The sequence below is a fragment of the Lentimonas sp. CC4 genome, from assembly GCF_902728235.1.
Lineage (GTDB): Bacteria > Verrucomicrobiota > Verrucomicrobiia > Opitutales > Coraliomargaritaceae > Lentimonas.
In genome coordinates, this window is record NZ_CACVBO010000001.1 from 2,378,510 (window position 1) to 2,395,035 (window position 16,526).

The 16,526-nt window shown below is 51.2% G+C and carries 8 protein-coding genes; 5 read left to right on the forward strand and 3 right to left on the reverse strand.

Features of this window, described 5'->3' with window-relative positions; translation table 11 throughout:
- Positions 1-5: 5 nt before the first annotated feature.
- Positions 6-2,009: a sulfatase gene (locus GZZ87_RS10235; protein WP_162027267.1), complete on the forward strand. Its 2,004-nt coding sequence runs from the start codon at positions 6-8 to the stop codon at positions 2,007-2,009.
- A 67-nt stretch (positions 2,010-2,076) separates the two neighbouring features.
- On the opposite strand, the gene GZZ87_RS10240 is transcribed toward GZZ87_RS10235, so the two are convergent.
- The 3 genes from GZZ87_RS10240 to GZZ87_RS10250 form a co-directional block, all read right to left on the reverse strand.
- Entirely contained in the window at positions 2,077-4,854 is a 2,778-nt protein-coding gene (locus GZZ87_RS10240; RefSeq protein ID WP_162027268.1) for a family 14 glycosylhydrolase, read from the reverse strand.
- Positions 4,855-5,075: 221 nt separating this feature from the next.
- Positions 5,076-6,368, reverse strand: a complete 1,293-nt coding sequence (locus tag GZZ87_RS10245; protein ID WP_162027269.1) for a Gfo/Idh/MocA family oxidoreductase — start codon at positions 6,366-6,368, stop codon at positions 5,076-5,078.
- A gap of 301 nt (positions 6,369-6,669) precedes the next feature.
- On the reverse strand, positions 6,670-6,864 hold the full coding sequence (locus GZZ87_RS10250) for a sulfatase-like hydrolase/transferase (protein WP_162027270.1): 195 nt from the start codon (positions 6,862-6,864) through the stop codon (positions 6,670-6,672).
- A gap of 361 nt (positions 6,865-7,225) precedes the next feature.
- Here GZZ87_RS10250 and GZZ87_RS10255 point away from each other — a divergent pair, with 361 nt between their 5' ends.
- The 4 genes from GZZ87_RS10255 (at position 7,226) to GZZ87_RS10270 (ending at position 16,517) form a co-directional block, all read left to right on the forward strand.
- Complete coding sequence (locus tag GZZ87_RS10255) at positions 7,226-8,125, forward strand: hypothetical protein (RefSeq protein ID WP_162027271.1); 900 nt, start codon at positions 7,226-7,228, stop codon at positions 8,123-8,125.
- Positions 8,126-8,525: 400 nt separating this feature from the next.
- A complete protein-coding gene (locus tag GZZ87_RS10260) occupies positions 8,526-9,791 on the forward strand; it encodes a Gfo/Idh/MocA family oxidoreductase (RefSeq protein WP_162027272.1) in 1,266 nt (421 codons plus the stop codon).
- A gap of 22 nt (positions 9,792-9,813) precedes the next feature.
- Complete coding sequence (locus GZZ87_RS10265) at positions 9,814-12,510, forward strand: ThuA domain-containing protein (protein WP_162027273.1); 2,697 nt, start codon at positions 9,814-9,816, stop codon at positions 12,508-12,510.
- Positions 12,511-12,533: 23 nt separating this feature from the next.
- Complete coding sequence (locus GZZ87_RS10270; RefSeq protein WP_162027274.1) at positions 12,534-16,517, forward strand: hypothetical protein; 3,984 nt, start codon at positions 12,534-12,536, stop codon at positions 16,515-16,517.
- Positions 16,518-16,526: the final 9 nt, after the last annotated feature.

A 16,526-nucleotide genomic window follows, 5' to 3' on the forward strand; every position in this document is an offset into this window, starting at 1 on the left:
TTACAATGAATTCTCTATTTAAAAGTGTATTGATTGGTCTGCTCGCATTCGCCGGCCTACAAGGCCTTTCGGCTGCAGATAGCAATCATTCGAAGCGCCCGAATATTATCTTCATTCTCTCGGATGATCATCGCTTCGATGCGATGGGATTTATGGATGTGTATCCAGGTTTGGAGACGCCAAATATGGATCGCATACGGGCTGAAGGGGCTCATATGAAGAACGCCTTTGTCACGCTGTCGATGTGTGCACCGTCACGTTCCTCCTTCTTGACTGGGCTCTATCCGCATACACACGGTGTGAGTAATAATAACGAAGCGCGTGAGCCAGACTGGAGCAAGACGCCATCGTTTGGTCAGTATTTGCAGGATGCGGGCTATCACACGGGGTATATTGGTAAGTTTCACCTCGCGCATCATAATGACCCGCGCCCTGGCTTTGACCATTGGGTGTCCTTTACAGGGCAGGGGCATTACAACGGCAATGTGCTGGGAGTGAATGGCAAGGTGGTGAAGGCGCCGGGCTATGTCACTGATGTGCTGACGCGCTATGCGAAGGAATTCATCAATCAAGAGCGCGGCGACAAGCCGTTCATGCTGTATTTATCGCACAAGGCGGTGCATGGCCCCTTCACTCCGGCGAAGCGCCACCAGGATCTCTACCCGGATGCACGTTATCCGATGCCGGAGACTTTGCGCGAAGATCGCAGCAACAAGCCGCAGTGGCAGCGCTCGATTGAGTGGTTTAAGACGGTTTTTGTGAATGGTGAGTTGACCTATGCCACCGAGAATAATCGTGTGCTCGAATGGGATGAAAGCACAGGCTATATCGGACGCACCAAGCCTTATCTGCAGTCACTTTCTGCGGTCGACGAGGGCATTGGCGAGATCCTTGATTTGCTCGAGAAGCGTGGTGAGCTCGACAATACCTTTATCATCTATGCGGGTGACAATGGCTACCTCCTCGGTGAGCACGGCCGCAGCGATAAGCGTGTGGCCTATAACGAGTCGATCCGCATCCCAATGATCATTCGCTACCCGCGCTTGATTCAACCGGGCACAACGGTGGAGGACTACGTGTTGAACATTGATCTCGCTCCGACTTTGATCGATCTCGCATCCGCTCCGGAGGAACCGACCCTACACGGTGAATCCATGTTACCGCTCTTTGCTGGCCAGAATGAGGGGTGGCGCGACGGCTTTCTCTATAATTATAACTGGGACCTGCATCCATTGATTCCGACGATCGTAGCATATCGCACACCGGAGTTTCTACTCTCCACGACGCCCAACCGCGACGATCTGTATGAGCTTTACGATCTACAACGTGACCCGCTGGAGACGAATAATGTCTTTAATAACCCAGAATATGCGTCGCAGCGTAAACAAATGTTTGCGCAACTCGAAGCTGCGAAAGAAGCCGTCGATTTCACTTTGGAAGTGCCGGACCCGATCGTCGGGCGTTGGCATGCGGAGGAAGATAAGACCCATGAGTTCGTGCCGGAGAAGAAGGCGATGCAGTCCGATTCGCGGGTTGAGATTCCGACTGAGAAGACCTTCAACCTATCGCTGGGAACGGTTAGCTTTGAACTCGAGTTTACACCGGAAAGTGATGGCATTGTCTTTAGCCAATACTTCTTTCATCGAATCAATGCGCACCTCACTGAGGGCAACGGCTTTATTCTCTATGTCGAGGACGGCGCGGTGAACCTTTGCTTTCAACGTCGTCAGGTGAGCTACATCCTACGCGATGATCAAGTGCTCACCGGTAAGCCAGTGAAAGCCAAGTTCAGCTTCTCCAGTGATGGCAAATGGATTAAGATGCAGGTGAATGGCGGTGAGGAGTGGAGCACTTCATTCACCGATCCGATCCCGCGCTTATATCATGAGAAAGAGCCACGCGCGATGCTCGGCAAGCCATCGGCGAAGCAGCTCCCTGATACGATCCAGTTGCACGATGGATTTAATGGCAGCTTTGAAGAATTAACGGTGCAGCAAACAAAACAATGAGACTGATCCTATTGATCGATTTCGGCGGTTAGACTTTATACCAGTTTTAGTCATAGGTTGCTATTGTCTAGCGAACATCTGGAGAGTAGACTCCCATGCTACGAACGATGAATCGTTCTGTTTCGCCAAAGCGCAGTCGGAAATCGCGGCCGCTGACTCGGTTCGTAAATTGAGCATCGTTGATACGAAATAGAGCGGTCTTCCAACGCTTGCTATCGCTGAGTTGGATCGTATCGGGATGTTCTTTATACGGTTGATCGGGATCCTCCGAGTCATACTGCAAGCTCACTTGGCCGTGCCCTTCGTCGAAGTAGCGAACATAGATATCTGCACGTGGCGTCTTTCCCATACCAATGGTGTGTTCGGTGATCGCTACGTAGATCGAGTCATTTTTATTCTGAGGCGTATATTCAAAACCACTGAGTCCTTCTCGAGTTACGGTGGGTGGGGGCGTAAACTTAAAGCCATGATACATTGCTTGTAGGCCTTTGCGTTCGGTGATTTCCGGTAAGATCGTCCATGCCCACTGACGTAGGTTTTGATCCGATCGGATGAATTCAGGGCGCATCTTCGGAATGCGTGGTTGTAGGGTCGGATTTTTTGGATAGGCGTTGATCAAGCGGTAGGCTTCCTTGAGTTGCCAGTAGAGCGCATTCCGCGTTTCCATGTCGTTGGTGGGGTCGAGTGTTCCGTCGCCGAAAATCCATGTATTCCATGTATAATCAATACCGCTGAAGCCAGTCTCGTTGATAATGCTTGCCAGTCCGACCGGATAACTTGCCGAGCCGTAATGCCCGGGGTTCTCACCGTAGATAGGCCCGTCATAGCCATGCACCCGCGCGCGCTCCTTGATGAAGAAGCTCTCGGATCGCGAGAGGCCCGTATATTGGAGCACACAGCCTTCTTTCGTTGCGGTTTTGATGATCCAGTCGGAGTCGAGCATCATCCTGATTTTGTTGTTCGCGTGGCGACCGCTTGATTCGACAGCTTGATTCCAATCATTCTGGTTGAAGTGTCCACCCGCGACATAAATGAGAACATCTTTATCGGAGACTTCTTTGATTTGGCGTATGACTTGTAATGCAAATGCGCGCTTTGAGTCGCGATACCATGTTAGAATATCTTCCCAGATCTCAGGGCTACCTTGACCCGGCTTAGCGACTACAACGCTATCCCAATTTGAATACTCGGTGTTCCAGATGCGATTGGCTTTGTGAATGTCTTGATACTTGATTTGCATTTTGGAGCGGAAATCAGCCTGTGCATAGTCGCCGTAGCACCAAAAATCATAATGAGGCATGCTAGGGTAGCGTATTTCATGCATCGGACCAAACTGAGGAGTCAGATAGGCGATGCGGTCCCAAAACCATTTATGCTTCTTGCAGTGGTTGATTTCCCGCCTGATTTTGAATAGCGATTTTTCGATCGATTTGGGGTCCCAAATATTTGTCACACCTACATGATTACTTTTCTGGTTACGTGAGTTCACTAGTGGCACGTGCGCTGCGGTATCAATGATGACTTTAAAGTCGAATTCGTCATACTCTCTGAGCGCTTTGGTATAGGCGGAGTTGCTGTTATTGAGTTCTCCGAGTGTCAATCCGCCGGGAAGCCGAAGGAGTTCAATGCCAAGGTCTCGATAGGTATCAAACTGTGCCTTTACCTTGCGCTCCAGGTCTTTCAAGTGCTGTTCCCAGCTTCCGTTTGGATACATTTCAGCAAACTGTGCTTTCGCTTTCTCATTCGTCGCAGGGAAATTGCGGTGCATGATGGTGATGCCATTCTTGTAGCCAACGCTGGGCACATCGCCGTAGTTGACGGTAAAGACCATTCCACTGAGAGCAGTGCCTGAACGGGCCGACGGTGCTTGGCTGAATTCGATCGCCGTGCCGGCGAACAGGGAGTGCTGGTTGGGCGCTGTGCTTTTCAAATAGCCGGCCTCCAAGCGGATCGGAGCGTGTGTCTCGATCTGATCGCCAAATTTTATCTGCATGCCTGCACCTGATTGGCTGTGGCCATAGCTCCAGCCTACAAAGTCCAGACGTATGGGTGCATCGGATACCAATTGCCATACAAGCGTCTCTGTGGCGGTCGGTTCAGTTCCTTCGATACGAGATGGCATACTGCCGTCCACTGCGATTCCATTGCGTGTGCTTTGTGTCAGCGAGAATTTGGTAGGCTCGCTGGATTGGGTTGCATGCCCGATGAGTCGGAAGGTTTGGCCTAGCAGGCGAGGGTCATTAATCGCGCCAACGTTGGCCTTGTCCCATTCGTCGATCAGCGCTTGGACCGTGGGATCGGTAGCAGTGGTCTTGGCATCCAATGCAAGGATGCCGCGATCGCTGATTAAAAAATCTAGCAGAATGACATCGTGCGCACTCGCGGCTGCGATTGAATCGGCACTGATTCCATTGCTACTGTGGCGAAAATCGATCAGTAGCGGCTGAGCATCCGTGGGTGCAATGTCGCGTGCAGCAGGTGTCACACTGACTTGTATTGGAGGTAGCGCAGTGGACTCGCTACTAGCTGGTCGGCTGGGTGCTGTTTCGACAAGCTCAGGTTCGGGCAACGGTTTCGTAGGCACGGGGACCTCCGCTTGCTTGGGTGCGACGACGGTCGTTGGTGCACTTGGCTCAGCTGTTGGCGTGCTATCGTTGGAGGTAGCCCCATTTTTCTGTATGCTGGCATAATAGAGCACGCCGCCAACTAAGAGGCCGGATAGGAGCATCGAGACAATCAGTGGCATACGGGCAACGCCCGCTTTGCTCTTAGAAGTCATCGTTTCTATAGTCGTGCGCTTTGCTAGTGTCGCTGACGCTGTTGCGTGTTCTCTATCGTGTCTCATTTTCGAATTTCCTAGTGACGATCTATGGGGGGATGCAGTTCGACACTACATAAAAGGAAAACGATTACCTTTAGTCAATCATAGACACACTGAGCCGACTCTATCGGAGCATGCGTCTATGGTCGTCTCTGGATGATTACCGTGATGCTTGAGTATGGTCGTGCAAAAAAATCCCCACCTTCTGAAGGTGGGGATTTTTGATAAACGATTGAGCGCTACGTTTAGACTGTTGGCAGTTCGTAGCCTGGGCGACGTGGGCGATCTTGCATGGACTTCGCTTCTGCATCGCCGATGACTTGCTCGGCAACTGGGTCCCACTTAAACGCACGACCGAGGCGTTCCGCAACCCCAGCCAGTTGGCAGATAGTGCCTGAGCGGTGGCCTACGGAGGCCGGGCAAATCGGTGCTTTGCGTGTCTTTACGCTATTGATGAAGTTGCCGCGGTGGTTGTTGGATTGATAGACTTGAATGTCGTCTGCAGTGAAGCGGTGACGTTTAAGGTCGACAGGCAAGGTTGCCAGCTTGCCGCGGCCTACGTGGACTTCACCCTCGGTGCCGATGAAGCGAATCATATGGCCGTGGTCGGGCTTCTTGTCGCGCCATACGGTGATGCCGTCGGCATAGCGGTAGTGGTGATGCTCTGCGCCGTTGTGTCCCTTCGGGATGAATTCTGTCGGGCCGGTGTCGTCACGGTCGAGTGCCCATTGGACGATGTCGAAGTGGTGTGCGCCCCAGTCGCCAAACTTGCGGCTGCCGTAGTCCCAGTAGCAGCGCCATCCACCACCGTAGCTTTGTTTGACGCGATCTTCGGTGTATTCGTAGAAAGGGGTCGGTCCGAGCCAGCGATCATAGTCGAAGCCTTCGGGGACGGGTAGAACCGGAGCGTTCTTTGGTGGGATGCCAAACTTTCCGAGTTGGCAATAGACTTCTTTGACTTCACCAATCAAGCCGTTGCGCACCAAGTTTGCCGCGATGCGGAAGTGGCCGGAGGAGCGCTGTTGTGAACCGACCTGAAGGATGCGGCCGTATTTTTGTTCCGCTGCGAGCACTGCTTTGCCTTCTTCGACGGTGAGTGTCATTGGCTTTTCAACATAGACATCTTTGCCAGCCTTCATGGCTTCGATGGCCAGCGCGGCGTGCCAATGGTCCGGCGTGGCGATACAGATAATGTCGACTGCGGGATTTTGAATCAGCTCTTCGTAGTAGCCGGTCGCTTGCACGTCCTTCACGCCTTTTTCGGCTAGAACGCCCACCGCTTTGTTGAGGTTGGACTTACGCACGTCGCACACTGCGACTGCTTGCAGGTCGCGCATACCAGAGAAAGATTTTAGGTGCCCTTGCGCAATGAGGCCAGTGCCGATGAAGCCGATGCCCATGCGGGAATTGGCGCCTGTTTTATTGGCGTTGCCGAGTGTTTCGGCCCGGATGATTGAGGGGGCGCCGAGTAGGAATCCGGCTGCGGCAGCGGATTGCTTGAGGAAGCGGCGGCGGGGTGTGTGGGATGAATTCTTCATATATAATGATAATGATTTGATTGGGGTTGATTTCTTGTCTTGACGAAATATGTCAAAAATAGTTTCTCTATATGGGATGTGTTTTAGTTTGTGTGCAAACTAAATTTACGGGAATAATGAATGTTTAACCCTTAATTAACTGAGCTTTCAGCGCATGGTAGCATTGTTGCATTCTAGTGTATCGATTCGAGATGGATTATTATAGACCTTTAGGTGTGAAGGCAAATGACAATTGTGTGATGCCTCGATCTCTAGCGTCGGACTCGCAGGGTGTTCCGATTCGAAGTAGTGTTTGGGGCCACTAGAGGTCGTTTTCCAATGTATTGAGCAATGTATTGTATGTGTTCAGATACTCTTGTGGGGGCACATGCATGAGGTAGTGCGGTGCGGTGTAGGCTAGGTAAACAAAGAACGGATTGTTCTGATTCGCAGTGATGAAGTTGATTGCCTCATTAGTGAATGATTTCCGTGCTATACTCACCCACGCGTGTGCCATTATAGAGGTCTACGACCGTGTCCGTGTCAGTGGTCTTGTGTGTAGTAGTTGGGTTTTCCTCCTGCGATTCCATGAAAGGTATCAAACCTAAACCGTCGGTTTGTCCAAAGTGGCAACTTTAGTCTCTATTGTGCCTGAATACGAGGGGAGGGAGCTCGGCCTAGTCGAGGGTGTGAAAGCGACGCAAGCCTTTCTGGGAGGGCTGAGCCGACAGTAACGAAGCCTGTTGATTCTGATCGACTCAATCGTTTTAATTGGAAAACAAAGAAAACGATTTCTTTTATCTTGACTTGTTTGTCTGTTTGGACGATTTTTCGAATCGTTCGTTTTATTATTCACCTCAATAAAACACAAAATCACTATGAAAAATACACGTATACTATGGCAGGTAGCTGCCTTCGCCTTGATCGCTTCAAATTCACACGCTGATGTTGTTATCGACTGGTCGCCGAATCAGTTTAATAATGGAAGCGCACTGCGCGGAACCACCACATCGGGTGGCAACGCAGTGTTAGCATGGTCTGATAGCACACGCATGTGGGCGGACGACACTTCTGGAGACGTCGATGGGGCTGGCCAAGGCTGGTATGCATCGTATGGTCGCTATACAGATAACGCCTTGGCGACTCTGACTTCCCTTGATGCTTCGGGGCCTTATTCACTATTTGAAGGCCAAGACACTCTAAAGATTGGTATGGGCTATACGGGGCAGGATAATGCCGCCTTACGCGCTTCAGGCATGAACCTCTGGGCAACCGATGAGGTTTTTGGTCATAGTGTGGGAGATGTCTACCAGTTTGGTGGAACGGATAGCCTTAGTCTGGAGAATCATATTATGGCAACTGGCGGGGGGTCTGCTGGCTATCGCATGGTGATTCGTGATGGATCGACTTACTACGTTTCCAGTGCTGAGGGCGGTCGCCGCAATGCCGGAGACTTGACTCTTGCTGCCAATACGGTCGACCTGCAATGGGCAAGCTTTGATGCTGCTAATTCAGCGGACTTCTTAATTACTGGCTCTGGTGATTCCGACATCACTGGTCTTGGCACGCTTACGTTCAATACAATCGCAAACTTCACTGATGTGACGGGTGTCGGTTACATTTTTACAGGCTCCTTCTTTTCGAATGTCGACAAGGAGGAGATCTTCCAGACCACAGGGTTTACGGCAGATTTGGCAGTGATTCCTGAGCCTTCGGCTTTCGCAGTGATCGCTGGTGTATTTGCGATGGGATTTGTTGGTTGCCGTCGCCGCCAGTAAGCGAAGTTTTTGATACTTAACGTTTCAAAGGCGGCTCTTCGGGGCCGCCTTTTTTTGTAGTTGTTGAGAGGTCACGAGGGTTCTCTGGACATCCAATAGCTTCTTAGTTGCGAGACGTGTCGGTCAGCTATGATACTGATGGGCGCTTGCTAACTTCATTACTTTTTGAGTGGCAGGCGCCTATAATGACTCCTTCGGTATTTTTTGCTTGCACACAAGGTTAAAATAAGAAAACGTTTACCTTGTCGCTTGATTATACCCGCTATCCTATTTGACCCCCGTTCGGCGTTGTTAAGCCGAATTTCTAGAAAAAACTGAGTAGTTCGGTGTCAGTGGCAGGCTGTGCACTTTTGGCGTTCAGTCGATAGTGCATTAAAAGCTTCGAATAATAGATACAGGTATGAAAACAGAAATGAATCGTAGATCTTTCATCAAGGCTGCAGCGGGTGCGCTGGCCTTGCCGACGATAGTCCCGTCTTCAGTCTTTGGGGCGAATGCGCCGAGTAACCGATTGCGCCTAGGATTTATTGGAGTCGGGAATATTGGCCTGAGCTACCACGTGCCGAATTTTAGCAAAGAGCGCGGCGTTGAGATCGTTTCGATTTGTGACGTCAACCAGAAGACATGGGGCCCTGCATTGAAGAAGATTGCCGACAATAAGTCGAATGTGCCCTCTAAATATGTGCATTACGAAGAGATGTTCGAGCAAGAGGATTTGGATGTGGTGACTGTCGGGTTGCCGGATCACTGGCATGTTCAATGTGCGATGGATGCGCTACGTCAGGGGCTCGATGTGTATTGTGAGAAACCACTGTCGCGCTATCAGCGAGAGGGGCGTATTTTAACAGACGCGGTGCGCCGCTATCAGCGTGTATTGCAGACTGGCTCGCAGCAGCGCTCGATGGGATCGTTTCAACGTGCTGTGGAGTTAGCGCGCAATGGCTACTTGGGCGAAGTGAAGCGCGTCTGGGCCAATGTCGGCATGCGCATGCCGCGCGTTTGCAATCTGCCTGCAGAACCGGTTCCGCAAGGTTTGGATTGGGATAAGTGGGTGGGTCCGGCGGACATGACTCCTTACAATGAGCGTCGCTTTAACGGTTCCTATAATCATGAGAAAGGCTGGCGCGGTTGGATCGACTATTCGATCTCGATGTTTGGTGACTGGGGCGCACACCATTTTGACATTGGACAATGGGGCATCGGCATGGAGCGCACGGGACCCGTGCGTATATTGCCACAAAGTAAGAGTCCGCAAAATGCGACCACGTTTATTTATGAGAATGGCGTAGAAATGATCCAGAAGCCCTTCTCTGGAGCAGGGGATATGCAAGTGACGTTCGAGGGCACCAAGGGGTGGGCCGCAGCGAGTCGCGGTGGCTTCAAGTGCTCAAAAGAGGTTAAGAATGTGGTGCTCAGTCCCACTGACGAGCGCGTCGGCCGTGGCATGAATCATCAGCAGGATTTCTTGAATTGTGTGAAAACACGCACGCGTCCAATTGCCGATGTCGAAATCGGTCACTGCAGTGCTACCGTGTGCCACTTGGCATATATCTCCAACTATTTGGAACGCCCACTGGACTGGAACCCGAAAGCTGAGGTATTTGCGAATGATACAGAAGCCACACGTATGTTGATGAAGGCTTACCGCGAGCCCTACGCGTTGTAATAGCACAATGGATACATCCACGATGAAAAAGATATTTCTAAGTTCTCTGCTTGCAGGTGCAGTCGGCATCACAAGTCTGTTTGCAAATAGTCCCGCTCAATTGAAGGCGGTGCCTGATGGTGATTTGGCAAAAATTCGCCAAGCGGTGCCCGAGCGCGCTGCGGCGACGCCCGCGAAGCCACGCAAGGTGCTGGTGATGTGGCTCTGTAAGGGCTATTACCACGAGTCTATCCCGTGGGTGAATGCAGCGATTCAGGCGCTTGGCGATGAGACGGGTGCCTATCAAACAGAGTTTACTAATGATCCCGCTGACTTTACCGACAGCAATCTCAAGCAGTATGATGCGATCATTTTTAACAGCACCACGCATCTGGATAAAACCGGCAATGAGGCGATGCGTAAAGCCATCGCACAGTATGCACACAATGGCGGTGGTGTTGTGGGTATTCACGCGGCAACTGACAATTTCTACAAATGGCCTGAAGTGGCTGAATTAATGGGCGGCGCGTTTGACGGTCACCCATGGAATGCTAAAGGCACATGGCGAGTTGAGAACGCGGATCCGATGCATCCGATGAACCGCGTCTTTGATGGTTGCAGCTTCGATATTAACGATGAGCTGTATCAGATGAAAGATCCTTATAATCGCACGAAGCAGCGCGTCATACTCACTGTAGATGCGCAGAGTCCGGTGAATACGAAGGTCAAAGGCAAGAAGCGTAAGGATAATGATTTCGGCCTCAGTTGGGTGCGTCAATTCGGCAAAGGACGTCTGTATTATTCAGGTTTCGGGCACAATAAGCATGTCGCATGGGATGCCCGCATCTTGAAGACATGGCTCGATGGGATCCAGTTTGCAGTTGGCGATTTGAATATTCCTACCGATCCAATTGCGATAGCAGATGCAGCGACACTGTTTCTCGCGTTGCGGGACGGCAACTTTGGTCTGATGGGTAAGCGTGACCTCTGTCGTCGCCTAGAGCCACTGGTCGAACCTCAGCACATGGCAGCGTTTGGGCCAATGTTGCTGGATACTGATATCTCACACTATGTTCGAAAGATTGTGGAGAATACACCCTGTGTTGAAAGTGAAACCGTGCTGATTCAGGCGCTCGCAAAGGCGCCGGATGCATTGAATCCAGGCATCGTCAGTTCGCTCGGCGCATTAAAAAGTGAGGCATCAGTGGCAGCGATTGCACAGTATATGGGTGAGACTGACATGACAGGAATTCGCGCTGCGATGCGCGCACTTGGGAATATAGGTAATGCCGAAGCCTTAGCAGCTCTCACCGGCGTGCAATCGGAGCTTCCGGCGTTGGAGAAAGAGCGCACCTTTGCAGTGATTGAGTGTGCATATGCATTATTAGCCGCAGGCCAGGTTGCCGAAGCTGAGGCTGTCTTTGATCAAATGATTCAGAGTGAGTTCGCGCACATACAGATCGCAGCCTATCAAGGCCTAGTCAGTGCACGATCCGAGACAGCGAGCAAAGTCATCGCACATATGAACAGCTCCGACGACCCGCGCATTCAACAAGCGGGTGCAGTCTTGATCGCAGATTTGCCTAAGGCTGCATTGAATGATTTTGTCGCACGGCTTGGTAGCTTTAGCGAACCGGTGCAATTGACCATTTTGGACACTGTCAAAGCAAAGGGGGGTCATTCTTCCGCGGCAGTCGTGGCAACGCTTTTGGACGCACCGAGCGCCGCGTTGCAAATCGCCGCGATTCAGACATTAGGGGCGGTCGGGGATGCCTCTTATACTGAAAAGCTGTTGGATAAAGCAGGCGAGAGCCGCGATATGGAGAAAGCGGTCGTGCAGTCTATTAGCTCGCTGAAGGATCCTGAAGTGGATCAGATCCTGCGCGGTATCGTGCAGCAACAATCCGCGCATACACTGCTAGCGGTGGAGTGCCTGAGTCAGCGACAGGCGAATCTCGAAACCTTTAAGGTGCTGCTTGGCTGTCTAACCGCTGAGGATACCTCACTCGCTCGCAAGGCCGGTAATGCGCTGATCTCGCAGACGCAGTTCTCTGATCTGCCTGCACTCGTGGCGGTCGTCAAATCGGCTCCGGATAGCTTCGCTTCCAAGGTGTTGGTGAAGATTCTCTCGGATAATACCTATCCGAATGCTGCAGAGGCCGTGGAGGTGACTGAACAAGCCATCGCTGCGCTTCAGCAGTCCAGTCAGCAGGCCTCAGTCACGAAGACGCTCGTTCGTTATCCATTGCCAAAGACTAAAGCACTGCTGAATCAATTGCAGCAGAATGCGGCACTCGCAAAGGTCGCTGCAGATACCTTGCAATCCATCGAGATCTCACTGACTCAGCCGCCGACTTTGGAAAGCTCGCACGGCAAGGAGCGGTTGAAGAACTTATACAACCGCAACCCGAAGGACCGCTGGACAACCGATGCGTTTATGAAGCCCGGAATGTGGCTACAGATCAACCTGGCTGCGCCAATGTCGATCGACACCATCGCCCTCGACAACTCCGGTGGGAGTCAAAATGATTTTCCACGCAGCTATGAGGTCTATATCAGTGATGACGGCCAAAGCTGGGGGAGTCCTGTGCTCAAGGGAAAAGGTGCGAACCCTGTAACACTCATTAAACTAGACGGGCGCACAACGAGCCACGTCAAGATCGTCTGCACGGACCAACAAAATAAATTGTATTGGTCCGTTCATGATCTAAAAATCAACAATATCTCACTAGCCAAATAGGCCTTTGCCTGTTTCCATTACCTATGCCCACCTCACCCCAGTTCAGTCATTTACGGCACGCTCGTCCGCAATGCGCAGGCTTTGCCCTGGTGATTGCGTTGAGCTTGATGGCCTTCGTCCTCTTACTTCTCATGAGTATGGTGGCGCTCACACGTGTTGAGACACGATCCAGTGAAACACAGCGCGCGCTGTCTCTGGCCCGAGTCAATGCGTTAATCGGCATGCAGGAAGCCATAGGCCAGGTGCAAAAGACCATGGGGCCCGACCAGCGTGTCTCGGCGAACGCGGATCTTGTCGGTAGTCATCCACAACGTAGTCAGATCGTGGGTGCGTGGTCCAGTGCACCAGATAATACCCAGGTGAATGACAACACCTATGATCGTGGCGACATCGTGGGTTGGCTGGTTTCGGATGCGCCAGACAGCACTGCAACATCGACTGAACTAACTGCGTTTATTAACTCCGCTGTGATGCCAGTGGATGCCGACCACGTGCCATTGGTATGGACAGGCTCGCTCGGGGATCGCAATGATGATGGTGCGCCGGATGATTTGAACGATGCCGTGGTCGTTGATCTGCGAGCTCGAGTCATTGACGATAATGGCGCGACCACTGGTCGCTATGGCTGGTGGGTCGGAGATGAAGGCGTCAAAGCGCGTGTCAATCTTGAGCGACCTCAAGCCGTCATCGGAACGAATGCTGGCAAGAACCGCTCAGTGCTCGAGTCGATGTCATCCAGCGTGAGTCGCCCGACTGGCTGGGTAGATACGACTAGTGGAACTGCCTTTCCGAACAATATCGATTTGGAAACGAATGCCAGCCGTCTGCTCGAACTTGATAATCTGTCGCTGTTGCCCAACGCCGCAAGTGATGTCGCGCAGCCATATTTTCATGACCTCACGACTTGGTCATCTGGAGTGCTGGCCGACGTCGTGAAGGGGGACCTGAAGAAGGACCTATCGCTCGCCTTTGAGATGGACGATGCGACCTTCAGTGCTTCTGAATTTGCTGCGGGCGGGGCTCAAGCATACAACGTAAGCGGATTCGGCACCGTGCAGCCGGTGTTTGTGCAGCCTAATGAAACGGGTGTAGATGCATATGGTCCGGTCTGGAACCTTCTGCGCGAATACTACCGAATCTACCACCGCATGGAGAACCCGATGACCGATCCAACCTTCGAGGCGCAGATTTTCGGGCCCAATTTGAATCACTCACGTTATTCGATTGAGAATGTCGACAATGGTAACGACAAGTCAATTTATGACCAGCCAGTTGCTCGTTTATCCGGAGGGGTTGTGTATCTGCCGATTCGGGAAGAGACAGAATGGCAGAATGAAGAGCAAAAGGGAGCAGGTGAACCGATCGTTTCGCTTTCAATGTGGAATAATGGTCCAGTTACTTCTCTTTTGTCCGATGGAGGAGACCCCTTTCGATCGTATGCATCTCATGGGAAATACAAGATGGGTGGAGATCAACTAACCACTATGGTTTCAGCCAACTACATGCCCTATCTGATGCGATCGGTGTCTGATATTGGTTTTATTTTTGATCGATATAATGGGGCAAAGACTGTTCCTGACGGGAATGGGGGGCGTGCTGCTATCTATCAAATCCGTCGGACTAAACGCAGTGCAGGTGTTCTGCACAATCCATTCAATGTTAAACTACGCCACAAAGATCTAGCTTATTACATGTATGGCTTAAATGGGAAGGTCTCAATTTACCCCGAAGTCTCCACTGGAGCAGCGCTTTATAAGTGGGAAAACAAATTTATACCATACAGCGAAGCCAAGGAAAACACTTCCGGGACCCTGTATGCGGAAGACAAATCATATACGGAAACCTTTTATCGGATTTCCATACAAGGTGGTGAAGGAACGATCATGGAACCTGGAGAGATTACCGCCTATGAGGGCTTGCCGCGTAAGCGCACCTCTGCGGAGGATAAGATTTATTCAGGTAATGAATTTAGCTGGCATATTGGTGAAGATGTTGCTGCTGGAGACAGCAATCAGGGGAAAGTGCAAAGTCATTTTGAAAACTTATGGTGCATCGCTGATAACAATGAAATTTATGATATCTCCGTGCGCCCCGACGAGGCGCATTTCAATGGAGATCGGTATTCGCAAGTGGTTTTCCAGATGCGGTGCTTCATGAACGATTCCGAGGATGGTTTTCAGTTTGATAATTCACATATGCACCGAGACTGGCCTATGTCTACACTGTTGGCGACGATTTTTACCGGACCAGGGGCGAATTATACTGGTGATGCGAAAGGAGAAGTCTATTTCCCGATGGCAGATGATGGCCCAGAGGGGTATGTGACAGGCCCACCATCTGCGAATAAGCCATATTCGTTTTATAAGGGGAGTATGGCGCCTGCTAATTTCCAGCCTGGTAGTGATGGTAATTTAAGTCAGACCTACCCTTTGATGCGTTATGACCTGCAGTTAAAGCCTTCTGAGTATTTTGTAGATAATTCTGGATCAAATATCAGATACCCAGTATTTGCGATGACAAATCCGCTAGCCCCAGTAAAGGACAGCAAGAATCTCCTGCCACGAGATGACAAAACCGGAGATGGTGCCGGGTTTAATGCGATTTCTCCGGGGTGGGCATTTAGCGTATCCAGGCCGAGCGCAGATATTTCTACTAGTTTAGATGTCTGGGGGCCTGCTGACGGCACTGCCGGCGGCGTTGATTCCGCGGTGCTGCTTGAGTTGCCAACTGCTCCGGTGCTATCTCTAGGGAAGCTGCAGTTCACCAATGTTTCTGTGCATGATCACATGCCGGCATTAGCGATTAGCAATTCATTGGCATCGCCGTATGTGCCGCGAGATCAATCTTACACCATTTTTGAGAATCGCTATGGTCAAGAGCGCTTCTTCCCCGATTTATCGTATCTAATGAACGAAGCACTGTGGGATAGTTATTACTTTTCATCACTGTCGCTTCCCTATAATGCGAATGCGGACGACTATGATGAAGTCGGCACCAATGTGCAGCAGACTTTTAACGGTGCTTTCGATACACAGACGTTTGATTTACCGAATCCACGTGTTGCGCTTGCGCTCGGAGAGGATGCGATCGACGATGTGCGTTCGAAGCTATTTGACAACAATGGTAACCCCAGTTCCGAAAGCTATATCCGAGCCGCTGAAAATTTAGTGATGACAGGCGCGTTTAATGTGAACTCCACGTCGGAGGCAGCCTGGTTTACTGTGCTGGCTGGTGCGCGTGAGCGTTCGGTCGCACAGACTGCGGATCCAGATGATCTGGTTACGAGTGATGACAGCACCGCGTTTCCAAGGTTTGCTCAGTCATCATTTGGTGAAGTGACAAAGGGCGACGATGCGACTGGTCAAGAAGCATGGGGCGGATTTCGCTCAATTGCAGATGATGATTTGCGGAGTTTGGCACGCGCCATTGTGCAGGAGATACGAGACCGCACTGCCGCTCAGCAACATCCTTATTTGTCGTTGGGTGAGTTTGTGAATCGACGCCTGACGAATGATGAATATGGCCTGCGTGGTGTGCTTCAGGCCGCAATTGACAAGTCAGGCATTAATGCCGCTTTTCATCTAGCGGGTGTGGACGATGTGACTGAAGCCTCATTGTCTAGCAATGTTGCGACGTTTCCTCATGCAGATAATATGACTGTTCCTGGTATTGGAGAGGCTACGGCCAATATGAGCGCGCCTGCGTATCTCCTACAGGCAGACATTCTACAATCGATTGGTTCGTTCCTGACTGCGCGCAGTGATACTTTCCGTATCCGCTCATACGGGGAAAGTTTCGACGCGGTGAATGGCTCTGTCAAAGGCAAGGCCTGGTGTGAAGCCATCATCCAACGCCGTGCTGAACCAATTGATCCCAACGGAACCGATTCGACACGAGTCGAGTATTGGTCCACCTTTACCGATCCGGTGACTAAGCAAAATCCAGCCCCGTTTGGTCGCAAATTTGAGGTTGTTTCCTTTCGCTGGCTGAGTGAATCAGACATTTAACACGATCTA

Bases quoted from the DNA above. Each gene is read 5' to 3' on its own strand.
- GZZ87_RS10235 (WP_162027267.1), top strand. From the start codon at position 6: ATGAATTCTCTATTTAAAAGTGTATTGATTGGTCTGCTCGCATTCGCC.
- GZZ87_RS10240 (WP_162027268.1), bottom strand. From the start codon at position 4,854: ATGAGACACGATAGAGAACACGCAACAGCGTCAGCGACACTAGCAAAG.
- GZZ87_RS10245 (WP_162027269.1), bottom strand. From the start codon at position 6,368: ATGAAGAATTCATCCCACACACCCCGCCGCCGCTTCCTCAAGCAATCC.
- GZZ87_RS10250 (WP_162027270.1), bottom strand. From the start codon at position 6,864: ATGGCACACGCGTGGGTGAGTATAGCACGGAAATCATTCACTAATGAG.
- GZZ87_RS10255 (WP_162027271.1), top strand. From the start codon at position 7,226: ATGAAAAATACACGTATACTATGGCAGGTAGCTGCCTTCGCCTTGATC.
- GZZ87_RS10260 (WP_162027272.1), top strand. From the start codon at position 8,526: ATGAAAACAGAAATGAATCGTAGATCTTTCATCAAGGCTGCAGCGGGT.
- GZZ87_RS10265 (WP_162027273.1), top strand. From the start codon at position 9,814: ATGAAAAAGATATTTCTAAGTTCTCTGCTTGCAGGTGCAGTCGGCATC.
- GZZ87_RS10270 (WP_162027274.1), top strand. From the start codon at position 12,534: ATGCCCACCTCACCCCAGTTCAGTCATTTACGGCACGCTCGTCCGCAA.